This window comes from Bradyrhizobium sp. Leo78 (genome assembly GCF_059512425.1).
In genome coordinates this window covers 51593-72968 of record NZ_JCAMOT010000012.1, presented here as the reverse complement: position 1 = coordinate 72968, position 21376 = coordinate 51593, and the positions used below count along the sequence as shown (strand labels likewise).

At 64.2% G+C, this 21376-nt stretch carries 19 protein-coding genes; 6 read left to right on the top strand and 13 right to left on the bottom strand.

Annotated elements, in window-relative coordinates:
* Nucleotides 1-60 precede the first annotated feature (60 nt).
* The 6 genes from AC5ZG1_RS17635 to AC5ZG1_RS17610 all read right to left on the bottom strand — a co-directional run bounded on the left by AC5ZG1_RS17635 (nucleotide 61) and on the right by AC5ZG1_RS17610 (nucleotide 8750).
* Nucleotides 61-1275 (bottom strand): acyl-CoA dehydrogenase family protein, encoded by a 1215-nt coding sequence (locus AC5ZG1_RS17635; protein ID WP_496133603.1) that lies wholly within the window; start codon nucleotides 1273-1275, stop codon nucleotides 61-63.
* A gap of 114 nt (nucleotides 1276-1389) precedes the next feature.
* Entirely contained in the window at nucleotides 1390-2553 is a 1164-nt protein-coding gene (locus AC5ZG1_RS17630; RefSeq protein ID WP_496133602.1) for a PepSY-associated TM helix domain-containing protein, read from the bottom strand.
* A 4-nt stretch (nucleotides 2554-2557) separates the two neighbouring features.
* A complete protein-coding gene (locus AC5ZG1_RS17625; protein ID WP_496133601.1) occupies nucleotides 2558-4867 on the bottom strand; it encodes a TonB-dependent siderophore receptor in 2310 nt (769 codons plus the stop codon).
* A gap of 517 nt (nucleotides 4868-5384) precedes the next feature.
* Nucleotides 5385-6224 carry a transglutaminase family protein gene (locus tag AC5ZG1_RS17620; RefSeq protein ID WP_130228382.1) on the bottom strand — a complete coding sequence of 280 codons (840 nt, stop codon included), beginning with the start codon at nucleotides 6222-6224 and terminating at the stop codon, nucleotides 5385-5387.
* 143 nt (nucleotides 6225-6367) lie between these two features.
* Nucleotides 6368-7312: an alpha-E domain-containing protein gene (locus AC5ZG1_RS17615; RefSeq protein ID WP_474419163.1), complete on the bottom strand. Its 945-nt coding sequence runs from the start codon at nucleotides 7310-7312 to the stop codon at nucleotides 6368-6370.
* Between the two features lie 16 nt (nucleotides 7313-7328).
* The gene (locus AC5ZG1_RS17610) at nucleotides 7329-8750 is read right to left on the bottom strand and encodes a circularly permuted type 2 ATP-grasp protein (RefSeq protein WP_130228380.1); all 1422 of its coding nucleotides are present in this window, start codon (nucleotides 8748-8750) and stop codon (nucleotides 7329-7331) included.
* A 228-nt stretch (nucleotides 8751-8978) separates the two neighbouring features.
* Between AC5ZG1_RS17610 and AC5ZG1_RS17605 the strand changes: the two genes are divergently transcribed.
* The 3 genes from AC5ZG1_RS17605 (at nucleotide 8979) to AC5ZG1_RS17595 (ending at nucleotide 11049) form a co-directional block, all read left to right on the top strand.
* Nucleotides 8979-9716 (top strand): competence/damage-inducible protein A, encoded by a 738-nt coding sequence (locus tag AC5ZG1_RS17605; protein ID WP_028166300.1) that lies wholly within the window; start codon nucleotides 8979-8981, stop codon nucleotides 9714-9716.
* Between the two features lie 30 nt (nucleotides 9717-9746).
* On the top strand, nucleotides 9747-10268 hold the full coding sequence (gene gpt / locus AC5ZG1_RS17600) for a xanthine phosphoribosyltransferase (protein WP_028166299.1): 522 nt from the start codon (nucleotides 9747-9749) through the stop codon (nucleotides 10266-10268).
* 157 nt (nucleotides 10269-10425) lie between these two features.
* Complete coding sequence (locus AC5ZG1_RS17595; protein ID WP_456644401.1) at nucleotides 10426-11049, top strand: hypothetical protein; 624 nt, start codon at nucleotides 10426-10428, stop codon at nucleotides 11047-11049.
* Between the two features lie 192 nt (nucleotides 11050-11241).
* On the opposite strand, the gene AC5ZG1_RS17590 is transcribed toward AC5ZG1_RS17595, so the two are convergent.
* Nucleotides 11242-12264, bottom strand: a complete 1023-nt coding sequence (locus AC5ZG1_RS17590; RefSeq protein ID WP_130229418.1) for a methionine synthase — start codon at nucleotides 12262-12264, stop codon at nucleotides 11242-11244.
* Nucleotides 12265-12365: 101 nt separating this feature from the next.
* Between AC5ZG1_RS17590 and AC5ZG1_RS17585 the strand changes: the two genes are divergently transcribed.
* From AC5ZG1_RS17585 to AC5ZG1_RS17575, 3 genes are all read left to right on the top strand, one after another.
* A complete protein-coding gene (locus AC5ZG1_RS17585; protein WP_496133600.1) occupies nucleotides 12366-13067 on the top strand; it encodes a glutathione S-transferase N-terminal domain-containing protein in 702 nt (233 codons plus the stop codon).
* Nucleotides 13068-13220: 153 nt separating this feature from the next.
* Nucleotides 13221-13832 carry a 2-hydroxychromene-2-carboxylate isomerase gene (locus tag AC5ZG1_RS17580; RefSeq protein ID WP_130229431.1) on the top strand — a complete coding sequence of 204 codons (612 nt, stop codon included), beginning with the start codon at nucleotides 13221-13223 and terminating at the stop codon, nucleotides 13830-13832.
* Entirely contained in the window at nucleotides 13832-14806 is a 975-nt protein-coding gene (locus AC5ZG1_RS17575; protein ID WP_130229420.1) for an NADPH:quinone oxidoreductase family protein, read from the top strand. Before AC5ZG1_RS17580 ends, AC5ZG1_RS17575 begins: the two co-directional genes overlap by 1 nt.
* A 107-nt stretch (nucleotides 14807-14913) precedes the next feature.
* On the opposite strand, the gene AC5ZG1_RS17570 is transcribed toward AC5ZG1_RS17575, so the two are convergent.
* The 6 genes from AC5ZG1_RS17570 to AC5ZG1_RS17545 all read right to left on the bottom strand — a co-directional run bounded on the left by AC5ZG1_RS17570 (nucleotide 14914) and on the right by AC5ZG1_RS17545 (nucleotide 21299).
* Nucleotides 14914-15333 (bottom strand): hypothetical protein, encoded by a 420-nt coding sequence (locus tag AC5ZG1_RS17570; RefSeq protein WP_130229421.1) that lies wholly within the window; start codon nucleotides 15331-15333, stop codon nucleotides 14914-14916.
* A 134-nt stretch (nucleotides 15334-15467) separates the two neighbouring features.
* Nucleotides 15468-16142: an esterase/lipase family protein gene (locus AC5ZG1_RS17565; RefSeq protein WP_456645568.1), complete on the bottom strand. Its 675-nt coding sequence runs from the start codon at nucleotides 16140-16142 to the stop codon at nucleotides 15468-15470.
* Nucleotides 16139-17029: a crotonase/enoyl-CoA hydratase family protein gene (locus AC5ZG1_RS17560; RefSeq protein ID WP_496133599.1), complete on the bottom strand. Its 891-nt coding sequence runs from the start codon at nucleotides 17027-17029 to the stop codon at nucleotides 16139-16141. Before AC5ZG1_RS17560 ends, AC5ZG1_RS17565 begins: the two co-directional genes overlap by 4 nt.
* Nucleotides 17030-17181: 152 nt before the next feature.
* Nucleotides 17182-18603 (bottom strand): amidase, encoded by a 1422-nt coding sequence (locus tag AC5ZG1_RS17555; protein WP_496133598.1) that lies wholly within the window; start codon nucleotides 18601-18603, stop codon nucleotides 17182-17184.
* Nucleotides 18596-19768 (bottom strand): M20 aminoacylase family protein, encoded by a 1173-nt coding sequence (locus AC5ZG1_RS17550; protein WP_496133597.1) that lies wholly within the window; start codon nucleotides 19766-19768, stop codon nucleotides 18596-18598. Before AC5ZG1_RS17550 ends, AC5ZG1_RS17555 begins: the two co-directional genes overlap by 8 nt.
* A gap of 7 nt (nucleotides 19769-19775) precedes the next feature.
* A complete protein-coding gene (locus AC5ZG1_RS17545) occupies nucleotides 19776-21299 on the bottom strand; it encodes a M81 family metallopeptidase (RefSeq protein ID WP_496133596.1) in 1524 nt (507 codons plus the stop codon).
* Between the last annotated feature and the right edge of the window lie 77 nt (nucleotides 21300-21376).

The window sequence follows — 21376 nt, the reverse complement described above, 5'->3', positions numbered from 1 at the left end:
TCCTGATGCCCTGCAGCCAGATGGTGATGACAGATATGTGTTTGGCGTAGCCTATCACCATCATGTCTGTCCGGCATCCTGCGCCGAGCGTGCCAGGAGCAGTTTGCCGATCGCGACATACTGTCGTTGCTGCACAGCGGCGTGCTGGGCGGCGACGTGCATGTCGCGCAAGCGCCGCTGCAGCGGCGAGGTCTCATAGACCGCGCTGCTTCCGGCAAGTGCGAAACACGCGTCGACGATCCGGACGCAGGTGGCGGCGATCCAGGTCGCGGCCTGCGTGCTCTCGACGACGAGGCTTTCGTCGTTCAGCGTTCCAGCCAAGGCGTGGTGCCAAAGGCTTGCGATCTGCGTCTCGCAAACGGCCCGCGCTGCATTGACGTCAGCGGAAATGCGGCCAAGTTCGAGCTGGAATATCTCGGAGTCGCGCATCGGCGTGGTTGCCCGGAACTGCTGCCGTCCCGTATGGGCCAGCGCCACCAATTCGTCGACGGCGCCTTCGGCAATGCCGACGGAGTTCGCACCGTGAAACATCGGCACCAATTGCGGCACCGCCGGATAGAGCGGGCCCGGTACGCAGGGCGTGCCGTTTGCGACATCGAAGAAGTTGGCCTCGGGAACCAGTGCATCGCGCAGTACAATGTGATGGCTGCCGGTTCCGCTGAGACCGGCCGCATGCCAGGTATCTTCGATTTCCCAGTTTTGCGCCGGCAATGCAAAGCCGCGAACCACCGGCTGCCCTTGCGGACCGGGGAGCGGTTTGCCGTCGTCGTCGGTGATGATGCAGAACCCCGCCATCCAATCGGCATGCTTGCAGCCGCTCGCGAATGGCCATCGGCCGCTCACCCGGAAGCCGCCCGCCGTCGGCGCCGCTTTTCCGCCCGGCTGCGCGGATCCGCAGATGGGTACGTCAGGTCCATTCCGATAGATGCGCTCGTAGGTTTCACGTACTGCCCAGGTCGCGAAAAGGCTGCCCCCGGTAGCCACCATCGCGGTCCACCCGATCGAACCGTCAAGCCGGGCCAGAGCCCTGATGACCTCCAACCCTTCCGGCAGGGCAAGTTCCAATCCGCCATAGCTTCTCGGCACGAACATCCTGAAGATACCGATCGATTTCAGCCGATCGATCAGGTCGGGCGGGACGCAGCGTGCGGCTTCGATCTCGGCGGCGCGAGCGGTGATCTCGGGAGCCAATTTCCGGATGCCGGCGAGCACCGTTTTGTTGCTGTCCGGCGCCGTCAGGGTGCGAAGGTCACGAAATTGGTCTTGATGGAGCATCTGTCTCGATCTCTCTTGCGGCAAAGGTGTCGCACGAGAGAATGGAGACGCGGCGCTACCGCATGGTTTCAGCGAGATCGCGCTCGATTACGGTTGTAACGTGATGCCGCCGTTTCACGAGGGAAGCCCGGATGTCGCCGCGACAGCCGGCCGGGGCGAGACCGCCGAGACGGCGCGGGCGGGCTTGCGCTTGCCGAGCCAGAGATAGATGCCGCTCGCGAGCACGACGATGGTTGCGAGATCGAGCAGCGCCCAGATGATCTTGAGCGGCAGGCCGCCGTAATCGCCGAAATGCAGCGGGCGCGACACCTGCAGCGTCCGCAGGTACCACGGCAATCCCTTTGCGGTGACGAGTTGCGCGGTCTCGGCATCGATGAGCACCGGCGTGAACAGGCGCGAGGTGATCGGCGTCGTCCCCTTGGTCCAGACGATGAAGTGGCGCGGCGTGCCGAACCGCGCTTCGGTTGGCAGCACGAGGCTGACGGGCGTGTTGTCGCCGAGCGCATGGCGCGCCGTGGCAACGACGTCATCGATGGAAGCGAATTTGAGCAGCGGCGGCTTGCCGAGATGCGGCGCGATCAATTCCGGCATCACCTGGGCGCGCCAGGCGTTGAACAGCGGCAGCGATATGGTGTTGATGACGCCGGTGAGGCCAACGGCGAACGCCCACACCAGCGTCACCGCGCCGATCAGATTGTGCAGGTCGAGCCATTTGATCCGCCGCGCGCGGGCGCGTCGCACCGCGCCGAAATCGAGCCGGCGCATGAATGGCGCGTAGAGCATGAGGCCGGAGACGACGGCGGTCACGAACAACAAGCCCATGACGCCGAGGAACAGCTCGCCCGGCAATCCCATCAGCATGTCGCGGTGGAAGATGCGGATGGTCCGCATCAGGCCGCCTTGCTGCGCGTCTTCTCCGAGAATCTCGGCGGTCCGCGAATCGAAGGACAGCTTCAAGAAGCGCTGTCCAGGTGGCGGCACCGGCGTCTCCGACATGAAGACGTTGACGACGTTGGCGTGGTCGTCATCCCAGTTCAGGATTTGGACGTAGCGTTCCGGATGGCGCGCCTTTGCCGCGTCAATCAACCTGATCAGCGACGCCTCCGGAGTGTTGGGTGGAAGCTCTCGCGCGACCATTTCCGGCTCGAAAAGATCGTCGATCTCGTCGTGAAAGATCAGCGGCAGCCCGGTGATGCACAGCATCAGCATAAACAGCGTGCAGATGAGGCTGGTCCATTTATGGACCAGCGACCACCATTTCACGGACTGCGCGGTCATCCCGTCACCATCGATAGGTCATTGTTGCCAACACCGTGCGGCCGACCGCCCAGCGACAGCCGCCGGCCGTGCAGGCCGAGACGTAGCTGTTGTCGAACACGTTATTGATGTTCACCGCCGCGCTCAATCCCTTCCACTCCTTGAACCGCATCCCGAAATCATAGGACAGGGCCGCGTCAAAGGTCGTGCTGGCGGGAATGATGTTGGCCAGCGCGGGGCTGTTTGCGACGATAGTCGGCACCCTGAGATTGTTGGCGTTGGTCGTGTACATCTCGCTCATGTAGCGGACACCGCCGCCGAAGCCGAAGCCGACCGCCGGACCATCCTGCACGACGTAGTTGGCCCAGAGCGAGGCCGTGTGCATCGGCGTGTTGGCGAGCACCTTGCCGTAATTGACGTCCAGTGGCGCGGTGATCCGGTTGTCGAGGTAGGAGTATTGCCCGCGCAGGCTCAGGCCGGGCAGGGGGCTTCCGACCACCGATCCCTCGAAACCGCGCGAGGTCACCTCGCCGACCTGGGCGGTCGAGTTGGGCGGGATGCCGGGACCGGCAATCGCGCTCACCACGTTCTCCTGCTTCAGGTCGTAGACCGCGGCGGTGAATATCAGGTTGTAGCCCACCGGCTGATACTTGACGCCGGCCTCGATCTGCTCGCCGATGGTCGGCTTGTAGGGCTGACCGTTGAGCAGCGAGCCCACGGTGGTTGGCTGGAACGAGGTCGAATAGCTGACGTAAGGAGCAATCCCGACGTCAAAATTGTAGATCGCGCCGATACGGCCGCTCGACTTCTCATCATTGTTGAGGACGCGCGTGCCGAGATTGAGCGTATTGCCTTCGGCCCAGTCGTAGCGGATGCCGCCGAGCACGGTCAGCTTCCCGAGCTTCGCCTCATCCTGCACATAGACCCCGCGCTGCTCCAGGTGCTGATCCAGGTTCTGGAACACCGTGGTCGGGACCGCGATGTTCTGGGTGTAGTTCGGCGCCAGGATGTTGAGCGTGTTGGTGGGCGCGAAGCGCGCCAGGTTGTTGAAGTCGAAGCGCTGATAGTCGAAGCCGCCGAGCACGGTGTGCTGCAGCGGCCCCATGTTGAACTTGGCCTGAAGCTGGTTGTCGGCCGCGAAGGTGTTGAGGTTTTCGTTGGTCGAGAAATAGCTTCGCGTGATGGTGCGGCCGTCGGCCAGGCGAAGGGTGGGGCCGGCGCCCGTTGTCGTGAACGCACCGGGCTGCACCTCGATATAATTGAGCTCGTTGTGCAGATAGCGCACGTTCTGCCGCACCGTGAAGATGTCGTCGAAACGGTGCTCGAATTCGTAGCCGATAGTCGCCTGCTTGTATTTCAGGCTCTCATAGTTGAAGTCGCCGGCGAAGAAATTCCGGGGAATCTGCCCGTAGGTGCCCGGCACCAGCGTGCCCTGGATCGGCAGCAGCGCAAAGGCGCCGCCCTTCGGGTCCTGCCGATAGCTCGTGAGGAAGGTGATGGTGGTGTCGATATCCGGCCGCCAGGTCCAGGCCGGCGCGATCGCGTATTTCTCCTCGCCGATATTGTCGACCTGGGTGTTGGCGCTAAGCCCGATGCCGGTGACGCGGTAGAGCAGGGTCTTGTCCTTGTCCACGGGGCCACCGACGTCGAACGCGCCCTGGATGCGGTCGAACGTGCCCGTCTGCAACTGGATCTCGCCAAACGGATTATCGGTCGGGCGCTTGCTGACGAGATTAAGAATGCCGCCGGGCGAAGCTGCGCCGTAAAGGATCGACGCCGGGCCGGTGATGAGCTCGGCGCGCTCGAGCAGATACGGGTCGACGCGCGGCGTACCGAACGGCCCGCCCTGCAGGCGCAAACCGTCCAGATATTGCTCGACGTCGAAGCCGCGCGCCTTGATCGGCTGGGCGCGGAAGTCGGTATCGTTGCTGAAATAGACGCCGGGCGCATAGCGCAGGAGATCGCGGATGGTCTGCGCCTGGCGCACATCCATCTCGCTGCGGGTGATGACGGCGACCGAGCCCGGCGTCGACATGATCGGCGCGTCGGTCTTGGTGGCGCCGGAGGCGCGGCTTGCGACGAAGCCGTTGGTGCCGGCGTTGACGCGCTGGGCCGTCGAAACCAGCGCGGGCGTCGCCTGCTGCTGTTGTGCCCCCGCGTGGTCGGCTCGTTGATTCGGCCGCTGGTTAGGATCGCGCCGCGACGCGGTGTTGCGCCGGACTTGGGTTGGACGCTGCGCGCGCTGCGCAGGCGCGTCGATGTTGACGGGCGGTAGCGCCGATGCGCCCGATTGCCCCGCGCTCTGCGCCCCCGCCGGCGAGCCGGCGATCAGCAAGCCGCCTAACGCCAGTATGCTTGCGGTACACTTGAAAGTCGTGAGTGGTGAAAAAGAGATAGTACGGCGCGCGACGCCGTGCGTATTCCAATACATATGTCAGTGCCCCATCCGGCGAACGCCGTGGGCGGAGTTGATGTTCTGACCTCACGCAACGATCGCAGCCGTACGCGTGTTATGTGTCAACGCAGCGCGCGTCGAGTTGTCACGTTTTTGAATCGCTCGAAATTTGCGGCAGAACAATTTTTTCGAAGACTTCTAATATGTCGGCTAACTGATCGATGACGCTGTTGAATCCTTCGAATGCAGGCTCGCGCGCTAGAAGACGTGCCGCGATGCAACCGCGCTCAATTGGCGCTCGCTGTTGCGAATGGAACACGGCGGCGCCGTGCGCGCAGGTATTACGATGCGCGCATCCGCGATCTTGTCGGGAATGACCAGCAAAAACTGCGGGAATTTTTGGTCGCGCGAGAGCAGTTCGACGATGCGCGAATCGATCAGGTCCCGCTTGAGTCTCTCACTGCGACTGCGATTGCCACTGGCCGGGGCGGCCGGCCTGCTCGACCTTGACTGCGACGGTGAGCGTCTCGGTGCCGCCGCCATAACGGGTGCCGCGCACCGGGGCGGCGCCGAGATAGTCGAGGCCGACGGCGACGCGGGCGTGGGCATCGGTGGTGCAGATGCCGTTGGCGGCATCGAAACCGATCCAGCCGAGATCGGGCACATAGGCTTCCGCCCAGGCATGGCCGGCGGCTTGGTTGACCGTGCCGTCGGAACGGAAGAAGTGGCCGGAGACGAAGCGAGCCGGCACGCCGCCGGAGCGCGCGCAAGCGATGAAGATGTGCGCGTAGTCCTGGCACACGCCGCGTTTCAGCGCGAACGCCTCCGCCGCCGTGGTGCCGCTGTTGGTCGGGTCCTCGTCGAACGCCATGCCTTCATAGATCTGCACCATCAGCGCGTGCAGGAAGCCGAGCACGTCGCCATCGGCCTCCGAGCGCGACTCGCGGGTGAGGGCCGCCATCGCCGGATTGACCTCGGTCAGCGCGGTCGAGCGCAGGAACAGGCTCGGCGGAAAGCGCTCGTCGGTGCCGCGCAGCACGCCGCCGGTGTCGTGGGTCTCGATTTGCCCCTCGCAATGGATGGTGAGGTCGGCGAGCGGGCCGTGGGTCAGCACATGCGTGACATTGCCGAACGCGTCCTCATGCGCGTCGAGCCTGGAGTCGGTCGAGACGTCGATCTGCCAGTCCGCCACATACTGCCCGTCATGGCTCGTCGGCGTCATCCGGAGGATCTGGATCACGCCGGAAGCCTGGGGCTCGTAGCGATAGGTCGTGGTATGGGCAATTCGCAGGCGCATGGCGTACCAACATCAGGTTGGGATCGTCATGCCCGGGGTTGTCCCGGGCATCCACGTCCTCGTCATTTGGCCGGCATAGCAAGACGTGGATGGCCGGGACAAGCCCGGCCTGACGGGCGTGTGATTGCGGGCATCTTAGCCCATCAAATCAGATATTGCTTGGTGATGATCTCACCCAGGCGCGAATTGTCTGCGATGAACTCCTGGATGAATTCATGCACGCCGTGCTGGAAGATATCGTCCATATGGCTGTGCTCAAGCCGGTTGCGGATGCCGCGGGCGTGGCGCTGGGCGGCGCCCTGGCGCCCATAAGCGACGCCGATCTGGTCGAGATTGCGCACCAGATTGCCGTAGCAGCTTGCCAGCGACCGCGGCAGCGTGTCGTTGAGGATCAGGAGGTCGGCGATCAGCCAGGGCTTGAGCGTCTCGCGGTAGACCCAGTGATAGGCCGTCAGCGCCGACACCGAGCGCAGGATCGAGGTCCACTGATAATAGTCGAGCGGGCCGCCGATATGCTCCTCCTCGGGCAGCAGCACGTGATATTTGACGTCGAGAATGCGCGCGGTGTTGTCGGCGCGCTCCAGATGCACGCCGAGCCGCGAGAACCAGTAGGCGTCGTTGCGCAGCATGGTTCGATAGGCGGAGCCGTCGAAACGCAGTGACGTCTCCTGCACGAAGCGCAGGAACTTGGCCAGGTCCTCGCGGCTCCCGGTGCCCTTCGACCACACCGCCTGCAATTCGATCCAGGCCGAATTGATGGTGTCCCACATCTCGCTGGTCAGCGCTGTCCGCACCGAGCGCGCATTGAGCCGGGCCGCCTCGATGCAGTTCCTGATCGAGGAGGGATTGTCCGGTGCGAACGACAGATATTCGACGACGTTGGCCTCGTTGGCTTCCTGATAATGGCCGTAAAAGCTCTCGCCGACGCCGGCTGTCAGCAGCGCCGAGTCCCATTCATTGGTCTTGCCGATATAGGCAGCCGGCAGCGCCGTGACGCGCAAGGTGGCGTCGATGGTGCGGGCAAGATATTCCGCGCGCTCGACGTAGCGGGCGAGCCAGTACAGGTTCTCGGCGGTGCGCGACAGCATGCGAAAGCTAAACCCTCTACTCGTCCAGTATCCAGGTGTCCTTGGTGCCGCCGCCCTGGCTGGAATTGACCACGAGCGAGCCTTCCTTCAGCGCCACCCGCGTCAGTCCGCCCGGCACGATGGTGACGCGCTCGCTGCCGGTCAGCACGAACGGGCGCAGATCGACGTGGCGCGGCGCCAGTCCCTTTTCGGTGCAGGTCGGGCAGGTCGACAGCGCCAATGTAGGCTGGGCGATGAAGCCTTCAGGCTCGCGCTTGAGCTTGTCGCGGAACGCCTCGATGGTTGCCTTGGTCGCGGCCGGTCCGATCAGCATGCCGTAGCCGCCGGAGCCGTGCACTTCCTTCACCACGAGATCGTCGAGATGGTCGAGCACATAGGCGAGATCCTGCGGCTCGCGGCAGCGCCAGGTCTGCACGTTCTTCAGGATCGGCTCTTCGGAGAGATAGAATCTCACGATGTCGGGCATGTAGGAATAGATCGCCTTGTCGTCGGCGATCCCGGTCCCGACTGCGTTGGCGAGCGTGATATTGCCGGCGGCATAGGCCGACATCAGCCCGGGCACGCCGAGCGCGGAGTCCGGGCGGAAGGTCAGGGGATCGAGGAAATCGTCGTCGACGCGGCGGTAGATCACGTCGACGCGTTTCAATCCCTCGGTCGTGCGCATGAAGACTTCATCGTTCTTGACGATGAGGTCGCGCCCTTCGACCAACTCGATGCCGAGCTTGTCGGCAAGGAAAGAGTGTTCGTAGTAGGCGGAATTGTAGATGCCGGGCGTCATCAGCGCGACCGTCGGCTCGGCCGCGGCACCGCGCGGCGCGACCGAGCGCAGCGCCGCCAGCAGCTCGTCCGGATAGCGCTCCACCGGCGCGACGCGGTGGCGGGCGAACAGGTCCGGAAACAGCCGCATCATGATCTCGCGGTTTTCCAGCATGTAGGATACGCCCGAGGGCGTGCGCGCGTTGTCCTCCAATACGATGAAGTTTTCCGGATCGGTCCGGATGATATCGATGCCCGCGATATGCACATAGACGTCGTGCGGCACGTCCTGGCCGTTCATCTCCGGGCGGAAGACGGGGTTCTGGAAGATCATGTCTTCCGGGATGATGTTGGCGCGCAGGATGTCGCGGCCGTGATAGATGTCGCGCAGGAACATGTTGAGCGCGAGCACGCGCTGCTTCAGCCCTTTTTCCAGCAGCGCCCATTCCCTGGCCGACAGGATGCGGGGGATCACGTCGAAGGGGATCAGCCGCTCCTGGGCTGCGGCGTCGCCATAGACCGCAAAGGTGATGCCGATGCGGCGGAACAGGAGCTCCGCCTCCTGGCGGCGATATTCCAGCGCATCCGGGGGCGTCTCCGTCAGCCAGCGGGAGAGCTCCTGGTAGGCTTGGCGGATTTCGGTGCCGCCCTGGCCGTTCATCTCATCGAATGCAACTGCCATAAATCCTGAACGTCCTCCGACACCATACGCCACAGTGCATGACTTGCCGGGATGGTAGCAAGGGGCGGGCCAGCAGGATATGCATTGGCTGGCGACATTTGGTATGGGTGTCTCAAGGGGCTGCTCGAAAAACCGGCTGCCACCTGCTTATTTCGGCAGCAACAACCTGCGACTTCAAGGCGCTGCGTCGGCAGGGCCTGGGGGGCGGAAAAGGGTGAGGAAGAGACCATGAGCGAGATCGTCACGGCGGGCCTTCTGGTGATCGGCGACGAGATCCTGTCCGGCCGGACCAAGGACAAGAATATCGGCTTCATTGCCGAATACCTGACCAATATCGGCATCGACCTGAAGGAAGTGCGCGTCGTCGCCGACGACGAGGATGACATTGTCGCAGCCCTGAATGCGCTGCGCCATCGCTATAGCTATGTCTTCACCACCGGCGGCATCGGCCCGACCCACGACGACATCACCGCCGATGCCGTGGCAAAGGCGTTCGGAGTCGGCATCGATCACCATCCGGAGGTGGTGGCGCGCTTCCGCGAGCGCTGGAGCGACCAGGATCTGAACGAGGCGCGGCTGCGGATGGCGCGGATCCCCGACGGGGCCGACCTGATCCAGAGCGCGACCATCCTCGCGCCCGGTTTCAAGCTCGGCAATGTCGTCGTGATGGCGGGCATACCGACCATCATGCAGGCGATGATGGACATCGTCGCGCCGCGACTGAAGTCGGGCGTGCGGATGCTTTCTGATTCGGTCCGCGCCAATGCGCGGGAAGGCGACATCGGCGGACCCTTAAAGGAGATCGCGATCGCCCATCCCGACACCATCATCGGCAGCTATCCATTCATGGACGAAGAGCAGCGTCCCAACACCAATCTGGTCGTCCGCTCCCGCGATCCGGACAAGCTCGCCGCCGCAATGGGGGCGGTGAAGGAGATGCTGGCGAACCTGCAGGTGACGCGTTAAAGCGGCGAGAAGGACTTCTCGGAGAGAAAGATGGCGGATACGAACCTCAGCGCACAGGAACGGGCAGGCAAGGCCTTCCCGGTGTCCTGGGACCAGTTCCACCGGGACTGCCGGGCGCTGACCTGGCGGCTCAATGAGGTCGGGCCATTCCAGGCGGTGATCGCGATCACCCGCGGCGGCCTGGTGCCGGCGGCAATCGTGGCGCGCGAGCTCGGCGTGCGCGTGATCGACACCGTCTGCATCGCGAGCTACGACCACAACAAACAGGGCGACCTTCAGGTCCTGAAAGGCATTTCCGAAGCAACCGCCAAGCTTGGCAATGGCACCGGCAAGGGGCTTCTGATCGTCGACGACCTCGTGGACACCGGCAAGACCGGCAAGATGGTGCGCGAGATGATGCCCGATGCCCATTTCGCCACGGTGTATGCCAAGCCGAAGGGCCGGCCGCTGGTGGACACCTTCATCACCGAGGTGTCGCAGGACACCTGGATCTTCTTCCCCTGGGACACCGCGCTCTCGTTCCAACCTCCGATCCGCGACGGCGCGGCGTAGTCCTTACCTCGCCCCGCTTGCAGGGAGAGGTCGGATCGCATCGAAGATGCGATCCGGGTGAGGGGGAGTCTCCGCGAGTACATTTGCTTTCGTATTCGCGGATTGAGCCCCTCATCCCGACCTTCTCCCCGTAAGAACGGGGAGAAGGAGAAGCAAGATGCCCCTGCAGAACCGCGTCACGCCAACCGGCGAGATCGTCGCCACGCCGCACCGCGGGTTGTTTACCGGCAACCGCGGCATCATCCATGATCCCGCGACCAAAACGCTCCTGAAAAAGCGCTGGTCAAGCCCGGCTTGGCTGACATGCGTGTGCGAATTCCGCGGCCGGCGTCGCAAGGTGATGGGCGGACGAAGCTGGACCGAATTGTTCTTCCTCGATGAAGCCACCGCGTTCGCCGCGGGCCATCGCCCCTGCTTCTTCTGCCGCCGCGACGATGCCAACCGCTTTCGCGCCGCCTGGGAGCAGGGCAACGGCGCGGAAAACATCCACGCGCCCGAGATCGACGCCGTGCTGCATCGCGAGCGCCTCGACCGCGGTCGGAAGCGGCTGCATCCGCTGCCGATGCCGCTCGCGAACCTGCCAGATGGCGCGATGGTGCAGGCGGGCGAGGAGAGCTATCTGGTTGTGAGCGGCGAGCCGCTGCGCTGGTCGTTCGCGGGCTATGAGCGCGGCAACGTCGACATGGATACCGCGCTGCTGCTGACGCCGCCATCAACGGTTCGCGCATTCGCCGCCGGTTATCAGCCAGTCCTGCATCCAAGCGCGACGGCGCTTGGTTGAACCGATGCGGCCGTCTTCCCTTCTCCCCTTGTGGGAGAAGGTGGCGCGAAGCGCCGGATGAGGGGTTCTCTCCGCGAGCGCCGGTGCTCGTGGAGGCAACCCCTCACCCCATCGAGTCTGTTGCCGGCGTCGGAGTAGCCCTCTCCCACAAGGGGCGAGGGCGCATCAACAGGCTTCGTTGGCCAGCCCACATCAGCCGAGCCGCTGCCGCGCCAGCTTCGCGCCTGCGCCGAGCGCCATCAGCTTGGCTTCCGCGATATCGCGCCGCATCGGCGCCATGCCGCAATTGGTCGTCGCGACGATGTTGCTCTTCGGCACGAATTTCGCGACCGCCTCGATCACATTGGCCACGTCTTCGGCGGTCTCGACAACGTCGCTCGCGACATCGATCACGCCGGCTTGGACGATCTTGCCCGGCAATAGCGCGAGCAGCTCGATCGGCACTTTCGAGTTGCGGCATTCGATCGCGACCTGCTGGATCGTGCTCTTGTCGATCACAGGAAAAGTCTCTTCATATTGCCGCCATTCGCTGCCCAGGGTCTCTTTCCAGTCGGTATTGGCCTTGATGCCGTAGCCGTAACAGATGTGCACGGCGGTCTCGCAGGTCAGCCCCTCGGCGGCGCGCTCCAGCGCACTTATGCCCCAGTCGCGGACGTCGTCCATGTAAACATTGAAGGCGGGCTCGTCGAACTGGATCATGTCGACGCCGTCGGCTTGCAGCGCCTTGGCCTCCTCGTTCAGGAGCTCGGCAAAGGCGAAGGCCATCTTGACCCGGTCGCCGTAATATTGGTCGGCGATGGTGTCGATGATGGTCATCGGGCCGGGCAGGGTGAATTTCAGCTTGCGCGTCGTGTGGGTGCGGGCGACACGGGCCTCGGTCGCATGGACACGGCCCTTGAGCTGCAGCGGCGCCACCACCTGCGGCACCATCGCCTTATAGCGGTCCTTGCGGATACCCATCTCGACCTTGTGGGCGAAATCGATGCCCTCGACCTTCTCCAGGAAGCCATGGACGAAATGCTGCCGCGCCTGCTCGCCCTCGGTGACGAGATCGATTCCGGCATCCTCTTGCAGCTTCAGCGCGAGCAGGGTGGCGTCGCGCTTGGCGCGCGCCAGCTCGTCGCCTTGCGACTTCCAGGGCGCCCACAGCGTGTTGGGCTCCGCCAGCCATTCCGGTTTCGGCAAGGAGCCCGCGATCGTGGTCGGAAACAGCATGTCTGGCCTCCCTCGGTTCGGATTGAGCGCCTGTCTGCCATGTCTTATGATCGAGGTACAGAACAACAAGCGTCTTTATGACGCGACCTCTGGGAGAAACCATGATCGACCTGCACTACGCGCCGACGCCGAACGGCTGGAAGATTTCGATCATGCTGGAGGAACTCGGGCTTGCCTATCAGGTCATCCCGGTCAATATCCGCGCCGGCGAGCAGTTTCGCCCGGAATTCCTGGCGATCAGCCCGAACAACCGGATTCCGGCGATCGTCGATCACGCTCCTGCCGACGGCGGCGAGCCGTTCGCTGTGTTCGAGACCGGTGCGATCCTGATCTATCTCGCCGAGAAGACCGGCCGCTTCCTGCCTGCGGATATGCGCGGCCGTTCCAGGGTCATCCAGTGGGTGATGTGGCAGGTGGGCGGGCTCGGTCCGATGCTTGGCCAGCACGGCCATTTCGCGCTCTATGCCGCCGACAAGATCCCCTATGCGATCGAGCGCTACCGCGACGAGGCGGCGCGGCTCTATGGCGTGCTCGACCGCCAACTCGGCAAGACCGGCGCCTATATCGCCGGCGACTACTCCATTGCTGACATCGCCTGCTTCCCCTGGACCATGACCCACAAGGCGCAGGGTTTTACGCTCGACGACTACCCGAACATCAAGCGTTGGTACGCCGAGGTGCGCGCCCGGCCGCAGGTGCAGGCGGGGCTCGCGATCGGCAAGTTCGTCAAGGAACCGTTCGACGAGGAGGCACGCAAGAACATGTTCGGCCAGCGCGCCAGGGAGATGCTGGAGAAGCAGTAACTACCCGTCATTCCGGGGCGCGACGAAGTCGCGAGCCCGGAATCCATTTCGCCGCTGGCGCACGCTGATCAATGGATTCCGGGCCTGCGCCTTGCGGCGCATCCCGGAATGACGAAAATGGACACAAGCGATATCACAACAGGAAACGCCACCATGATCGAATTCTTCTTCGACTGCTCCAGCCCCTGGACCTATCTCGCCTTCCACAACATCCAGCCGTTGGCAAAGGAGTTCGGCGTCGATATCTCCTGGCGGCCGATCCTGGTCGGCGGCATCTTCAACACCGTCAACCCGAGCGTCTACGCCTCGCGCGAAACGCCGGTGCCGCTGAAGGCGCGCTACATGAAGAAGGATCTCTCCGACTGGGCGCGCTCGGCAGGCCTTGCGATCAAGATGCCGCCAAGCGTGTTTCCCGTGAACAGTGTCAAGGCGATGCGCGGCTGCATCTGGCTCGGCAACGACAAGATGGTGCCGTTCGCGCGCGCGGTGTTCGAGGCTTATTGGGGGGACGACAAGGACATTTCGCAGGATGCGGTGCTGACCGAGATCTGCAACAAGGTCGGCATCGATCCGGCAAAATTCTTCGCCGGCATCAGCCAGCAGGCGATCAAGGACCAGCTCAAGGCCAACACCGATGAAGTGATGGCGCGCGGCGGCTTCGGCTCGCCGACCATCTTCATCGACAAGACCGACATGTATTTCGGCAACGACCGCTTGCCGCTGATCCGCGAGGCGCTGGAGCGCAAGAAGGAGCGCGCAGCCTGATGCCGAAAGCCGTTGTCTGCCGCGAGCTCGGCCCGCCCGAGCGCCTGCGGCTGGAAACATTTTCGTCCGCGCCATTGAAGGCAGGCGAGGTGCGCGTCGCGATCCGCGCCGCGGGGATCAATTTTCCCGACGTGCTGATGGCGGCCGGCGAATATCAGCTCAAGCCGCCATTGCCGTTCACGCCGGGGATGGAAGCCGCCGGCGACGTGGTCGAGGTAAATGATGCCGCGGACGTCAAGGTCGGCGACAAGGTCATCGTCAAGATGCGCCACGGCGCCTTCAGCGACGAGGCGGTGGCCACGCCGTCGCAGCTCACGCGGATGCCGTCGACGTTCGACTATGCGGAAGGCGCGACCTTTCTTGCCGCGCACGGCACGGCCTATCATGCGCTGATCGACCGCGGCCAGCTTCGGCACGGCGAGGTGCTGCTGGTGCATGGCGCCGGCGGCGGCGTGGGACTGGCCGCGGTCGAGATCGGCAAGCTGCTCGGCGCCGTCGTGATCGCTGCCGCGTCCAGCGAGGAGAAGCTTGCGATCGCCAAGGCGAGGGGAGCGGACCATCTCGTGCTCTACGATCGCGAGCCGTTTCGCGATGCCGTGAAACGCATTACGGATGGCAACGGCGCCGATGTCGTGTTCGATCCGGTCGGCGGCGAGGTGTTCGAAAACTCGATGCGCTGCATCAACTGGGGCGCGCGGCTGCTCGTCATCGGCTTCACCGGCGGCATCGGGCTTGCCCGCACCAATCTCTTGATGATCAAGGGCGCCAGCGTGCTCGGCATCCGCGCCGGCGAAGCCGTGCGGCGGAATCCGGCGCTGGGCGAGGTACGCATCAAGGCGCTGACCGAATGGGCGGAAGCCGGCAAGGTGCGCCCGAACATCTCGCATCGTTTGCCGCTGGAGGATGTTGCGAAAGCGATGCGCCTGCTGCTGGAGCGCAAGGCGATCGGCCGCGTGGCGTTGATGATGGGTTAGCCGTCATTGCGAGCGAGATCGTGTAGGGTGGGCAAAGCGAAGCGTGCCCACCATCGACACTCCGCTTGGAATGGTGGGCACGCTTCGCTTTGCCCACCCTACGAGTATTACTTGCCCGCCTGCGCATAGCCGAGACACGTCCGCACGATCTGGCCGCAGACGGCATCCCGCGCGTCGCCGATGTCGGTATTCCCAGCGTATTGCACCTCCGCGACCTTGCCGCCGACGAAGCGGAGCTGCACGCGGCAATAGCCGTTCAAGGGCTGGCCGCCGATGTTCAGCCCGGGTGGGATCGTGAGAGCCGGCGGCGCGATGCCACCGGGCGCACTGGCGGCATGCTCATACATCCAGATTTCGCCGGTGCCGTCCTTGGTGGTTCCAGTCGGCAGCCCCGCGCACATCCGGATGTTCGATTGATTAAGTCCGATCAGGCTTTCCCGGCCGCGCCGCGCCCATTCGGCGTCCCGTTCGGCACAGCCGGCCAGGACGAGGGGTGCCAGGATAAGCATCCGCAGGCGAAGTCGCATCGGTACCGATTCAGTGACTGGATTTGCAGCGACGATATCGCGTTGCGAATTTGCGTTGCAGTGGACGTGCTGCTCGCCTCCATGCGCGGCCGGCATGGATCAAAAGCCGAGGTGGCACGTTATCGACGCCCACTTTACCAATGCGCCGTAAATTTCCCCTCCCGCAGGAACGCAATCGTCTGCGCGATCGCCGCGTCATTGCGCACCAGCCATGGATGTGACGTGCGCACGACAATATGATCGGTCATGCCGTCGAGCCTCGTGTTCGCGACCGACACACGACCGTCATGCGGTCGCGGCAGGAAGGCCGAGGCGACAGGGTAGATTGAGCGGTTCCCGGCGATGATGCCAACCGGATAGTCGATCGGCGGCAACAGCGCCATGGTCGCGACATCGCGCAGCGTGCCAAGCTGCTGCCCGGCCGGGCCAAAGAAGGCGCGATACAGCACGACATTCTTCAAGCGGTCCGCGATCTCGCTACCGCCGTTGGGCGTCCCCAGCATCATCACGCGCCCGAGATTGTGCGGCCGATGTTTGGCGAGATAGACGCGCGCCAGCAGTCCGCCCATGGAATGGCAGACGAAGTGCACTCGGCCACCAAGACGGCCTGCGAAAGTTTCGATCGCGGAATGGATGTCTTCCGCCAGCGCCTCAAGCGGTTTGCGGCGGCTGGCGTAGTCGAGATTGAGCGTTGTATATCCGGCGCGCTCGATCGCGCTTTCCATCTTGCGGAACGAACGCGCGGTCCGGCTGATGCCGTGCAGGAGGACGACGCCGTCCCGTGCTGGCGTCGTCCGAAGTGTGCTCACTTATATTCGCGTTCCTGCCACCACGGGAAATAGTCGGGCATGTCGGACGAGACCTTGTCCTTGAATTGCGCGGGGCGCTTTTCCAGGAACGAGACCACGCCTTCCTTGACGTCGTCCGAACGGCCGCGGGCGTAGATGCCGCGGCTGTCGACCTTGTGCGCTTCCATCGGATCGTCGGCGCCGAGCATGCGCCACATCATCTGGCGGATCAGCGCCACCGAGACCGGCGCTGTCTTGGCGGCGATCTCCTTGGCCAGCGCGCGGGCGGTCGGCAACAGCTCGTCCGGCGGCACCACCTTGCTGACGAGACGGCCGGCAAGCGCCTCCTGCGCCGGGAACACGCGGCCGGTGTAGCACCACTCCAGCGCCTGCGAGATGCCGACGATGCGCGGCAGGAACCAGCTCGAGGCCGCCTCCGGCACGATGCCGCGTTGGGAGAACACGAAGCCGAACCGCGCGGCCTCGCTCGCAATGCGGATGTCCATTGCAAGCTGCATGGTGACGCCGATGCCGACCGCAGGCCCGTTCACCGCCGCGATCACCGGCTTCAGGCTCTTGAAAATGCGCAGCGTCACCTGGCCGCCGCCGTCGCGCACATTGGGATCGCTGTAATCGACCGCGCCGCTCGGCAGCCGCTTCACCGGTCCGCGCCGCGCATCGCGGTCAAAGGTGTTGGCGCCGGAGGAGAGATCGGCGCCCGCGCAGAAGGCGCGGCCCTCGCCGGTGACGATGATGGCGCGGATGTCGTCGTCCTTGTCGGCGGCATCGAAGGCATCGATCAGCTCCTGCTGCATCGTCGCGTTGAAGGCGTTGAGCTTGTCCGGCCGGTTCAGCGTGATCGTGAGGATCTGCTCGGCGACCTCGTATTTGATCGTCTCATACCCCATGGTGGTTGTTTCCTTCCTTGTGTCTGTTCGTTGCGTCCCAGCGCAAATCATCGTCATGCCCGGGCTTGACCCGGGCATCCACGTTCTTGCTTCATCGCAAGCGTATAGACGTGGATGGCCGGGACAAGCCCGGCCATGACGGAGTGTGCGGATTATTTCTCAGGCGGCTGCGGCCAGGGGCGTTGCGGGCCGCGCAGGGCCTCGAAGGCCTTGCCCATGCCGAGCACGCCGATGTCGTCGAAGCGGCGGCCGATGATCTGCACGCCGATCGGGAAACCCTTCTTGTCGTAGCCGCCGTTGATCGACAGCGCCGGGTTCTCCGACATATTCCATGGCACGGTATAGCAGATGTGCTCGAACGGCTTGTCAGGATCGTTGAGCGAGGCGGGGAGCTCGGCCGCGAAGTTCACCACCGGTGAGACCGGCGAGATGATGTAGTCGAAGTCGCAGAACAGTTTGGCTGCGGCAGCGCGGATCGCCATGGTCTGGTTGAAGCCGCGGATGACGTCCACGCCCGACAGTTTTGCCCCGGCCTCGCCCCATTTGTAGATATAGGGCAGCACCTTTGCGCGCTCGTCCGCAGACAGTTTCGACAGATCGTCCCACATCCGCGCGCGCCAGAAATTGTCGAGACCCTCGAGCATTTGCCGGGTGAAGAAGCCGTCGATCTCGGTGACGACGGCGCCTGCGGATTCGAAGGTTTTCGCCGCCTTCACCACGACGTCACGCACTTCCTTCTCGAGCGCCTGGCCGACGTCGAGATCGAGCATCAGGCCGAGGCGCATCTTGCGCGGCGACTTCTCCAGCGTCTTCCAGTTGATCTCATGCGCCGGCAGGCTCATGCCGTCGCGGCGATCGGGGCGCGACAGCACGCTCATCATCAGCGCGGCGTCGTCGACGGTGCGGGTCATCGGACCCGCGACGCGGCCGACATAGGGCGGATCGATCGGGACGCGCCCGAGGCTCGGCTTCAGCGCGACCAGGCCGCACCAGCATGCCGGCAGCCGCACCGAGCCGCCGATGTCGGTGCCGAGATGCAGCGGCCCATAGCCGGCCGCACCGGCCGCACCTGCGCCCGCGCTCGAGCCGCCGGGATTCTTGCTGAGGTCCCAGGGGTTGCGGGTGAGGGGATGGAACGAAGAGAGCCCAGAGGACAGCATGCCGTAATCCGGCATCGTGGTCTTGGCGAAGATCACCGCGCCCGCTTCGCGCAAGCGTGCCGCAGGAGGAGCATCCTTTTCCGCCGGCACGTGCTTGACGCTGGCGGCACCGAGCGGCACCGGCTGGCCTTTGGTGGCGATATTGTCCTTGATCGTGACAGGCACGCCGTCGAGCGTGCCCATCGGCTCGCCGGCCTGCCAGCGGTCGGCCGAGGCCTTGGCCACTGCACGCGCGCCATCCGGGTCGTACAGATAGAGCGCCTTGATGTGCGGTTCCCACTGCGCGACATGGGCGATCACCTCGTCCAGCACCTCGAGCGGCGAGAACTGCTTGGCGCGGTAGCCTGCGATCAGGTCGGTGGCGGAAAGGTCGTGCAGCGAGGTGACGGCTTCTTCGGGGGCTGGTTTATGCATGGGCACCTACCGGCAAACGAGTCTCGATGATGCGTGCGAACATGCTGGCGCCAACAGGCAGAATCTTGTCGTCGAGGACATAACCGGGATTGTGCACCGGCACCGAGCCATCATGGCCGACCCAGAAATAGGCACCGGGCACGGCCATCATCATGTCGGCAAAGTCCTCGCTGCCCATCTTCGGCTGCGAGCGGGTGATCACCTTCGACGGATCGACCACCGTGCGCGCGACCTGCTCGACCACCCTGGACTGTTCTTCCTGGTTGACGAGCACGCTGAAACCGTCGCGGATGTCGACGGTGATCTCGGCCTGGAATGTCGCGGCAATGCCGGCGCAGATCGCCCGCATGCGTTCGCGGATCAGCGCGCGCACCTCGTCGGAGAAGGCGCGCACGGTGCCGCACAGCTTCGCGTCGCCCGGAATGACATTGTAGGCCGAGCCCGAGTGTATTTGCGTGATCGACAGGACCGCTGCCTGCAGCGGATCGACATTGCGGCTGACGATGGTCTGCAGCGCCTGTCCGAGCGTCATCGCGATCACGACAGCATCCTTGGAGCGCTCCGGCATCGCGCCATGCGCGCCGTAGCCCTGGATGGTGATGTCGAAGAAATCAGCGCCGGCCATTGCCGGCCCCGGCAGGACCGCGATCTCGCCGTGGTCCAGATCTGGCGCATTATGCAGGCCATAGATCTCGTCGCAGGGAAACTTTTCGAACAGACCGTCCTTGATCATGGCGCGGGCGCCGCCAAGGCCTTCCTCTGCCGGCTGGAAGATGAAATGCACGGTGCCGTCGAAATTGCGGGTTTCGGCGAGATAGCGCGCACTGCCGAGCAGCATGGTGGTGTGGCCGTCATGGCCGCAGCCGTGGAAGCGGCCGGGAATGGTCGAGCGCCATTTCAGGTTGGTGTTTTCCTCCATCGGCAGCGCGTCCATGTCGGCGCGCAGGCCGATGCGCTTGCCGCCATTGCCCTTGCCCTTGAGCACGCCCACGACGCCGGTGCCGCCGAGGCCGCGATGCACCTCGATGCCCCAGCTCGCGAGCTTCTCGGCGACGATGCCGGAGGTGCGGACCTCCTCAAAGCCGATCTCGGGATGGGCATGGAAATCCCGACGGATCGCCGTGAGTTCGTCGGCAAAGCCTTCGATGCGTTCGATGGTGGGCATTTGGTCCTTATCCGGTTGAACGTGATGTGTTGACAGGCGCAAAGGCGGGCCCGTTCGGCTTGATACGGATTCCCGGCCGCAATTTGGTCCACGGCAGCGAGGCGGTGTCGGCCGGCATCGCGCCGGGTGCGGCGCAGATCAAAAGCTTCTCGGCGATCGGCTCGAAATCGGCACGGAAATGCACCGAGCTCTTGTTGACGAGGACCGCCTGCTTGGTCGGCTCGATACCGACATAGCGGTACATCGCCTGGTCGGCGAGCTGCGCCTTGTGCGAGCTGACGACCACCCTGACATCGCCGATGCGCAGGCACGCCGATGGTCCCATGTCCATGTCGCGGCCGCCATAATAGGGACCGGGCGCCACGAACTTTCCATCCGAGAGCTGCTCGACGACGAAGGTTTCCTTGTAGGGCGCATCGCCCGGGATGCCCGACTTGCCGCCGAGCGCGAGCGTTACGGTGGCGCCGACGCCCGCGGCATGCGCCGCCTTCGCCGATTGCGGGTCGTAGATCACGCCGGTTGCGGCGCGGGTCGCATTGTTGCGCACCAATGCGCGCAGCATCCCTGTGGTGTCGGAGTCGCCGCCGGCGCCGGGATTGTCCTGGGTGTCGGCAATGATGATCGGCCTGGTCGCGGTCTTTGCCAATTCCATCGCATGGCGCACACCGTCGTCGGGTGAATAGATGCGGCCGTCGAAATCGTCCTCATGGCCCGCGATCAGCGCCGCAAGCTTGTCGGCGGCGGCATCGGCGTCGGCCTGTGTCCTGCCGTAAGCGAACACGCTCGGCCCGCAATGTTCGAAATCGGCAGCGGGAAAGCCCGGCGCAAAGGACAGGGTCGGCACCGCATCGCTCTCCATCGCGGCGAGCTTCTCGTAGATGCCTCTGGTCGGCTGGTCATTGGTGCACTGCCAACTGATCGGGATCAGGAACGGCAATTGCCGGAACGCTTTTGCAAAGCGCTGCCTGGTCTTCAGTAGCAGCGCGAGATGTCTTGCGGATGCGCGGCCGGTGTCGGCCATGTCGACATGAGGGTAGGTGCGGTAGGCGATCAGCGCATCGGCATGCTCGACCATCTCAGGCGTGACATTGGCGTGTAGATCCAGGCTCACGACCAGCGGCAGGTCGTTGCCGATCACCTTGCGCACGCGCGCCAATATCTCGCCTTCGCCGTCGTCGAGATGCTCGGTCACCATCGCGCCGTGCAGGTCGAGATAGACAGCATCGAGCGGGCCTGCACTGGCGATGCCGTCGATCATTTTCTTGACGATACGCTCGAACGCATCTTCGGTCACATGGGCGGACGGGCTGGCGCCGCAGGAGATCGTGGGGATCAATTCCCAGCCATTGGCTTCGGCGGCCTCGACGAAGCCGGCTAGCCCGACATTGATCTTGCGCATCACCTTCAACACGTCGGCGCCGTGCGCCATCGATGGCCAGCCGCCGCCATGCACGAAATCATCATAGGTCGCTTTGGTCGGCGCGAAGGTATTGGTCTCGTGCAGGAAGCCGCCGACGGCGATACGGGTCATTGATCAGGGTCTCGTAAAGAGGTCGTGGGGCGCGACGTTAAGCGTGTCGCTGCGGCCAGCGCAAGCCGCGAAGCATT

Excerpts from the sequence above, each read along its gene's own strand:
- AC5ZG1_RS17635 (WP_496133603.1), bottom strand. The coding sequence starts at position 1,275 with ATGCTCCATCAAGACCAATTTCGTGACCTTCGCACCCTGACGGCGCCG.
- AC5ZG1_RS17630 (WP_496133602.1), bottom strand. The coding sequence starts at position 2,553 with ATGACCGCGCAGTCCGTGAAATGGTGGTCGCTGGTCCATAAATGGACC.
- AC5ZG1_RS17620 (WP_130228382.1), bottom strand. The coding sequence starts at position 6,224 with ATGCGCCTGCGAATTGCCCATACCACGACCTATCGCTACGAGCCCCAG.
- AC5ZG1_RS17615 (WP_474419163.1), bottom strand. The coding sequence starts at position 7,312 with ATGCTGTCGCGCACCGCCGAGAACCTGTACTGGCTCGCCCGCTACGTC.
- AC5ZG1_RS17610 (WP_130228380.1), bottom strand. The coding sequence starts at position 8,750 with ATGGCAGTTGCATTCGATGAGATGAACGGCCAGGGCGGCACCGAAATC.
- AC5ZG1_RS17605 (WP_028166300.1), top strand. The coding sequence starts at position 8,979 with ATGAGCGAGATCGTCACGGCGGGCCTTCTGGTGATCGGCGACGAGATC.
- gpt (WP_028166299.1), top strand. The coding sequence starts at position 9,747 with ATGGCGGATACGAACCTCAGCGCACAGGAACGGGCAGGCAAGGCCTTC.
- AC5ZG1_RS17595 (WP_456644401.1), top strand. The coding sequence starts at position 10,426 with ATGCCCCTGCAGAACCGCGTCACGCCAACCGGCGAGATCGTCGCCACG.
- AC5ZG1_RS17590 (WP_130229418.1), bottom strand. The coding sequence starts at position 12,264 with ATGCTGTTTCCGACCACGATCGCGGGCTCCTTGCCGAAACCGGAATGG.
- AC5ZG1_RS17585 (WP_496133600.1), top strand. The coding sequence starts at position 12,366 with ATGATCGACCTGCACTACGCGCCGACGCCGAACGGCTGGAAGATTTCG.
- AC5ZG1_RS17580 (WP_130229431.1), top strand. The coding sequence starts at position 13,221 with ATGATCGAATTCTTCTTCGACTGCTCCAGCCCCTGGACCTATCTCGCC.
- AC5ZG1_RS17575 (WP_130229420.1), top strand. The coding sequence starts at position 13,832 with ATGCCGAAAGCCGTTGTCTGCCGCGAGCTCGGCCCGCCCGAGCGCCTG.
- AC5ZG1_RS17570 (WP_130229421.1), bottom strand. The coding sequence starts at position 15,333 with ATGCGACTTCGCCTGCGGATGCTTATCCTGGCACCCCTCGTCCTGGCC.
- AC5ZG1_RS17560 (WP_496133599.1), bottom strand. The coding sequence starts at position 17,029 with ATGGGGTATGAGACGATCAAATACGAGGTCGCCGAGCAGATCCTCACG.
- AC5ZG1_RS17555 (WP_496133598.1), bottom strand. The coding sequence starts at position 18,603 with ATGCATAAACCAGCCCCCGAAGAAGCCGTCACCTCGCTGCACGACCTT.
- AC5ZG1_RS17550 (WP_496133597.1), bottom strand. The coding sequence starts at position 19,768 with ATGCCCACCATCGAACGCATCGAAGGCTTTGCCGACGAACTCACGGCG.
- AC5ZG1_RS17545 (WP_496133596.1), bottom strand. The coding sequence starts at position 21,299 with ATGACCCGTATCGCCGTCGGCGGCTTCCTGCACGAGACCAATACCTTC.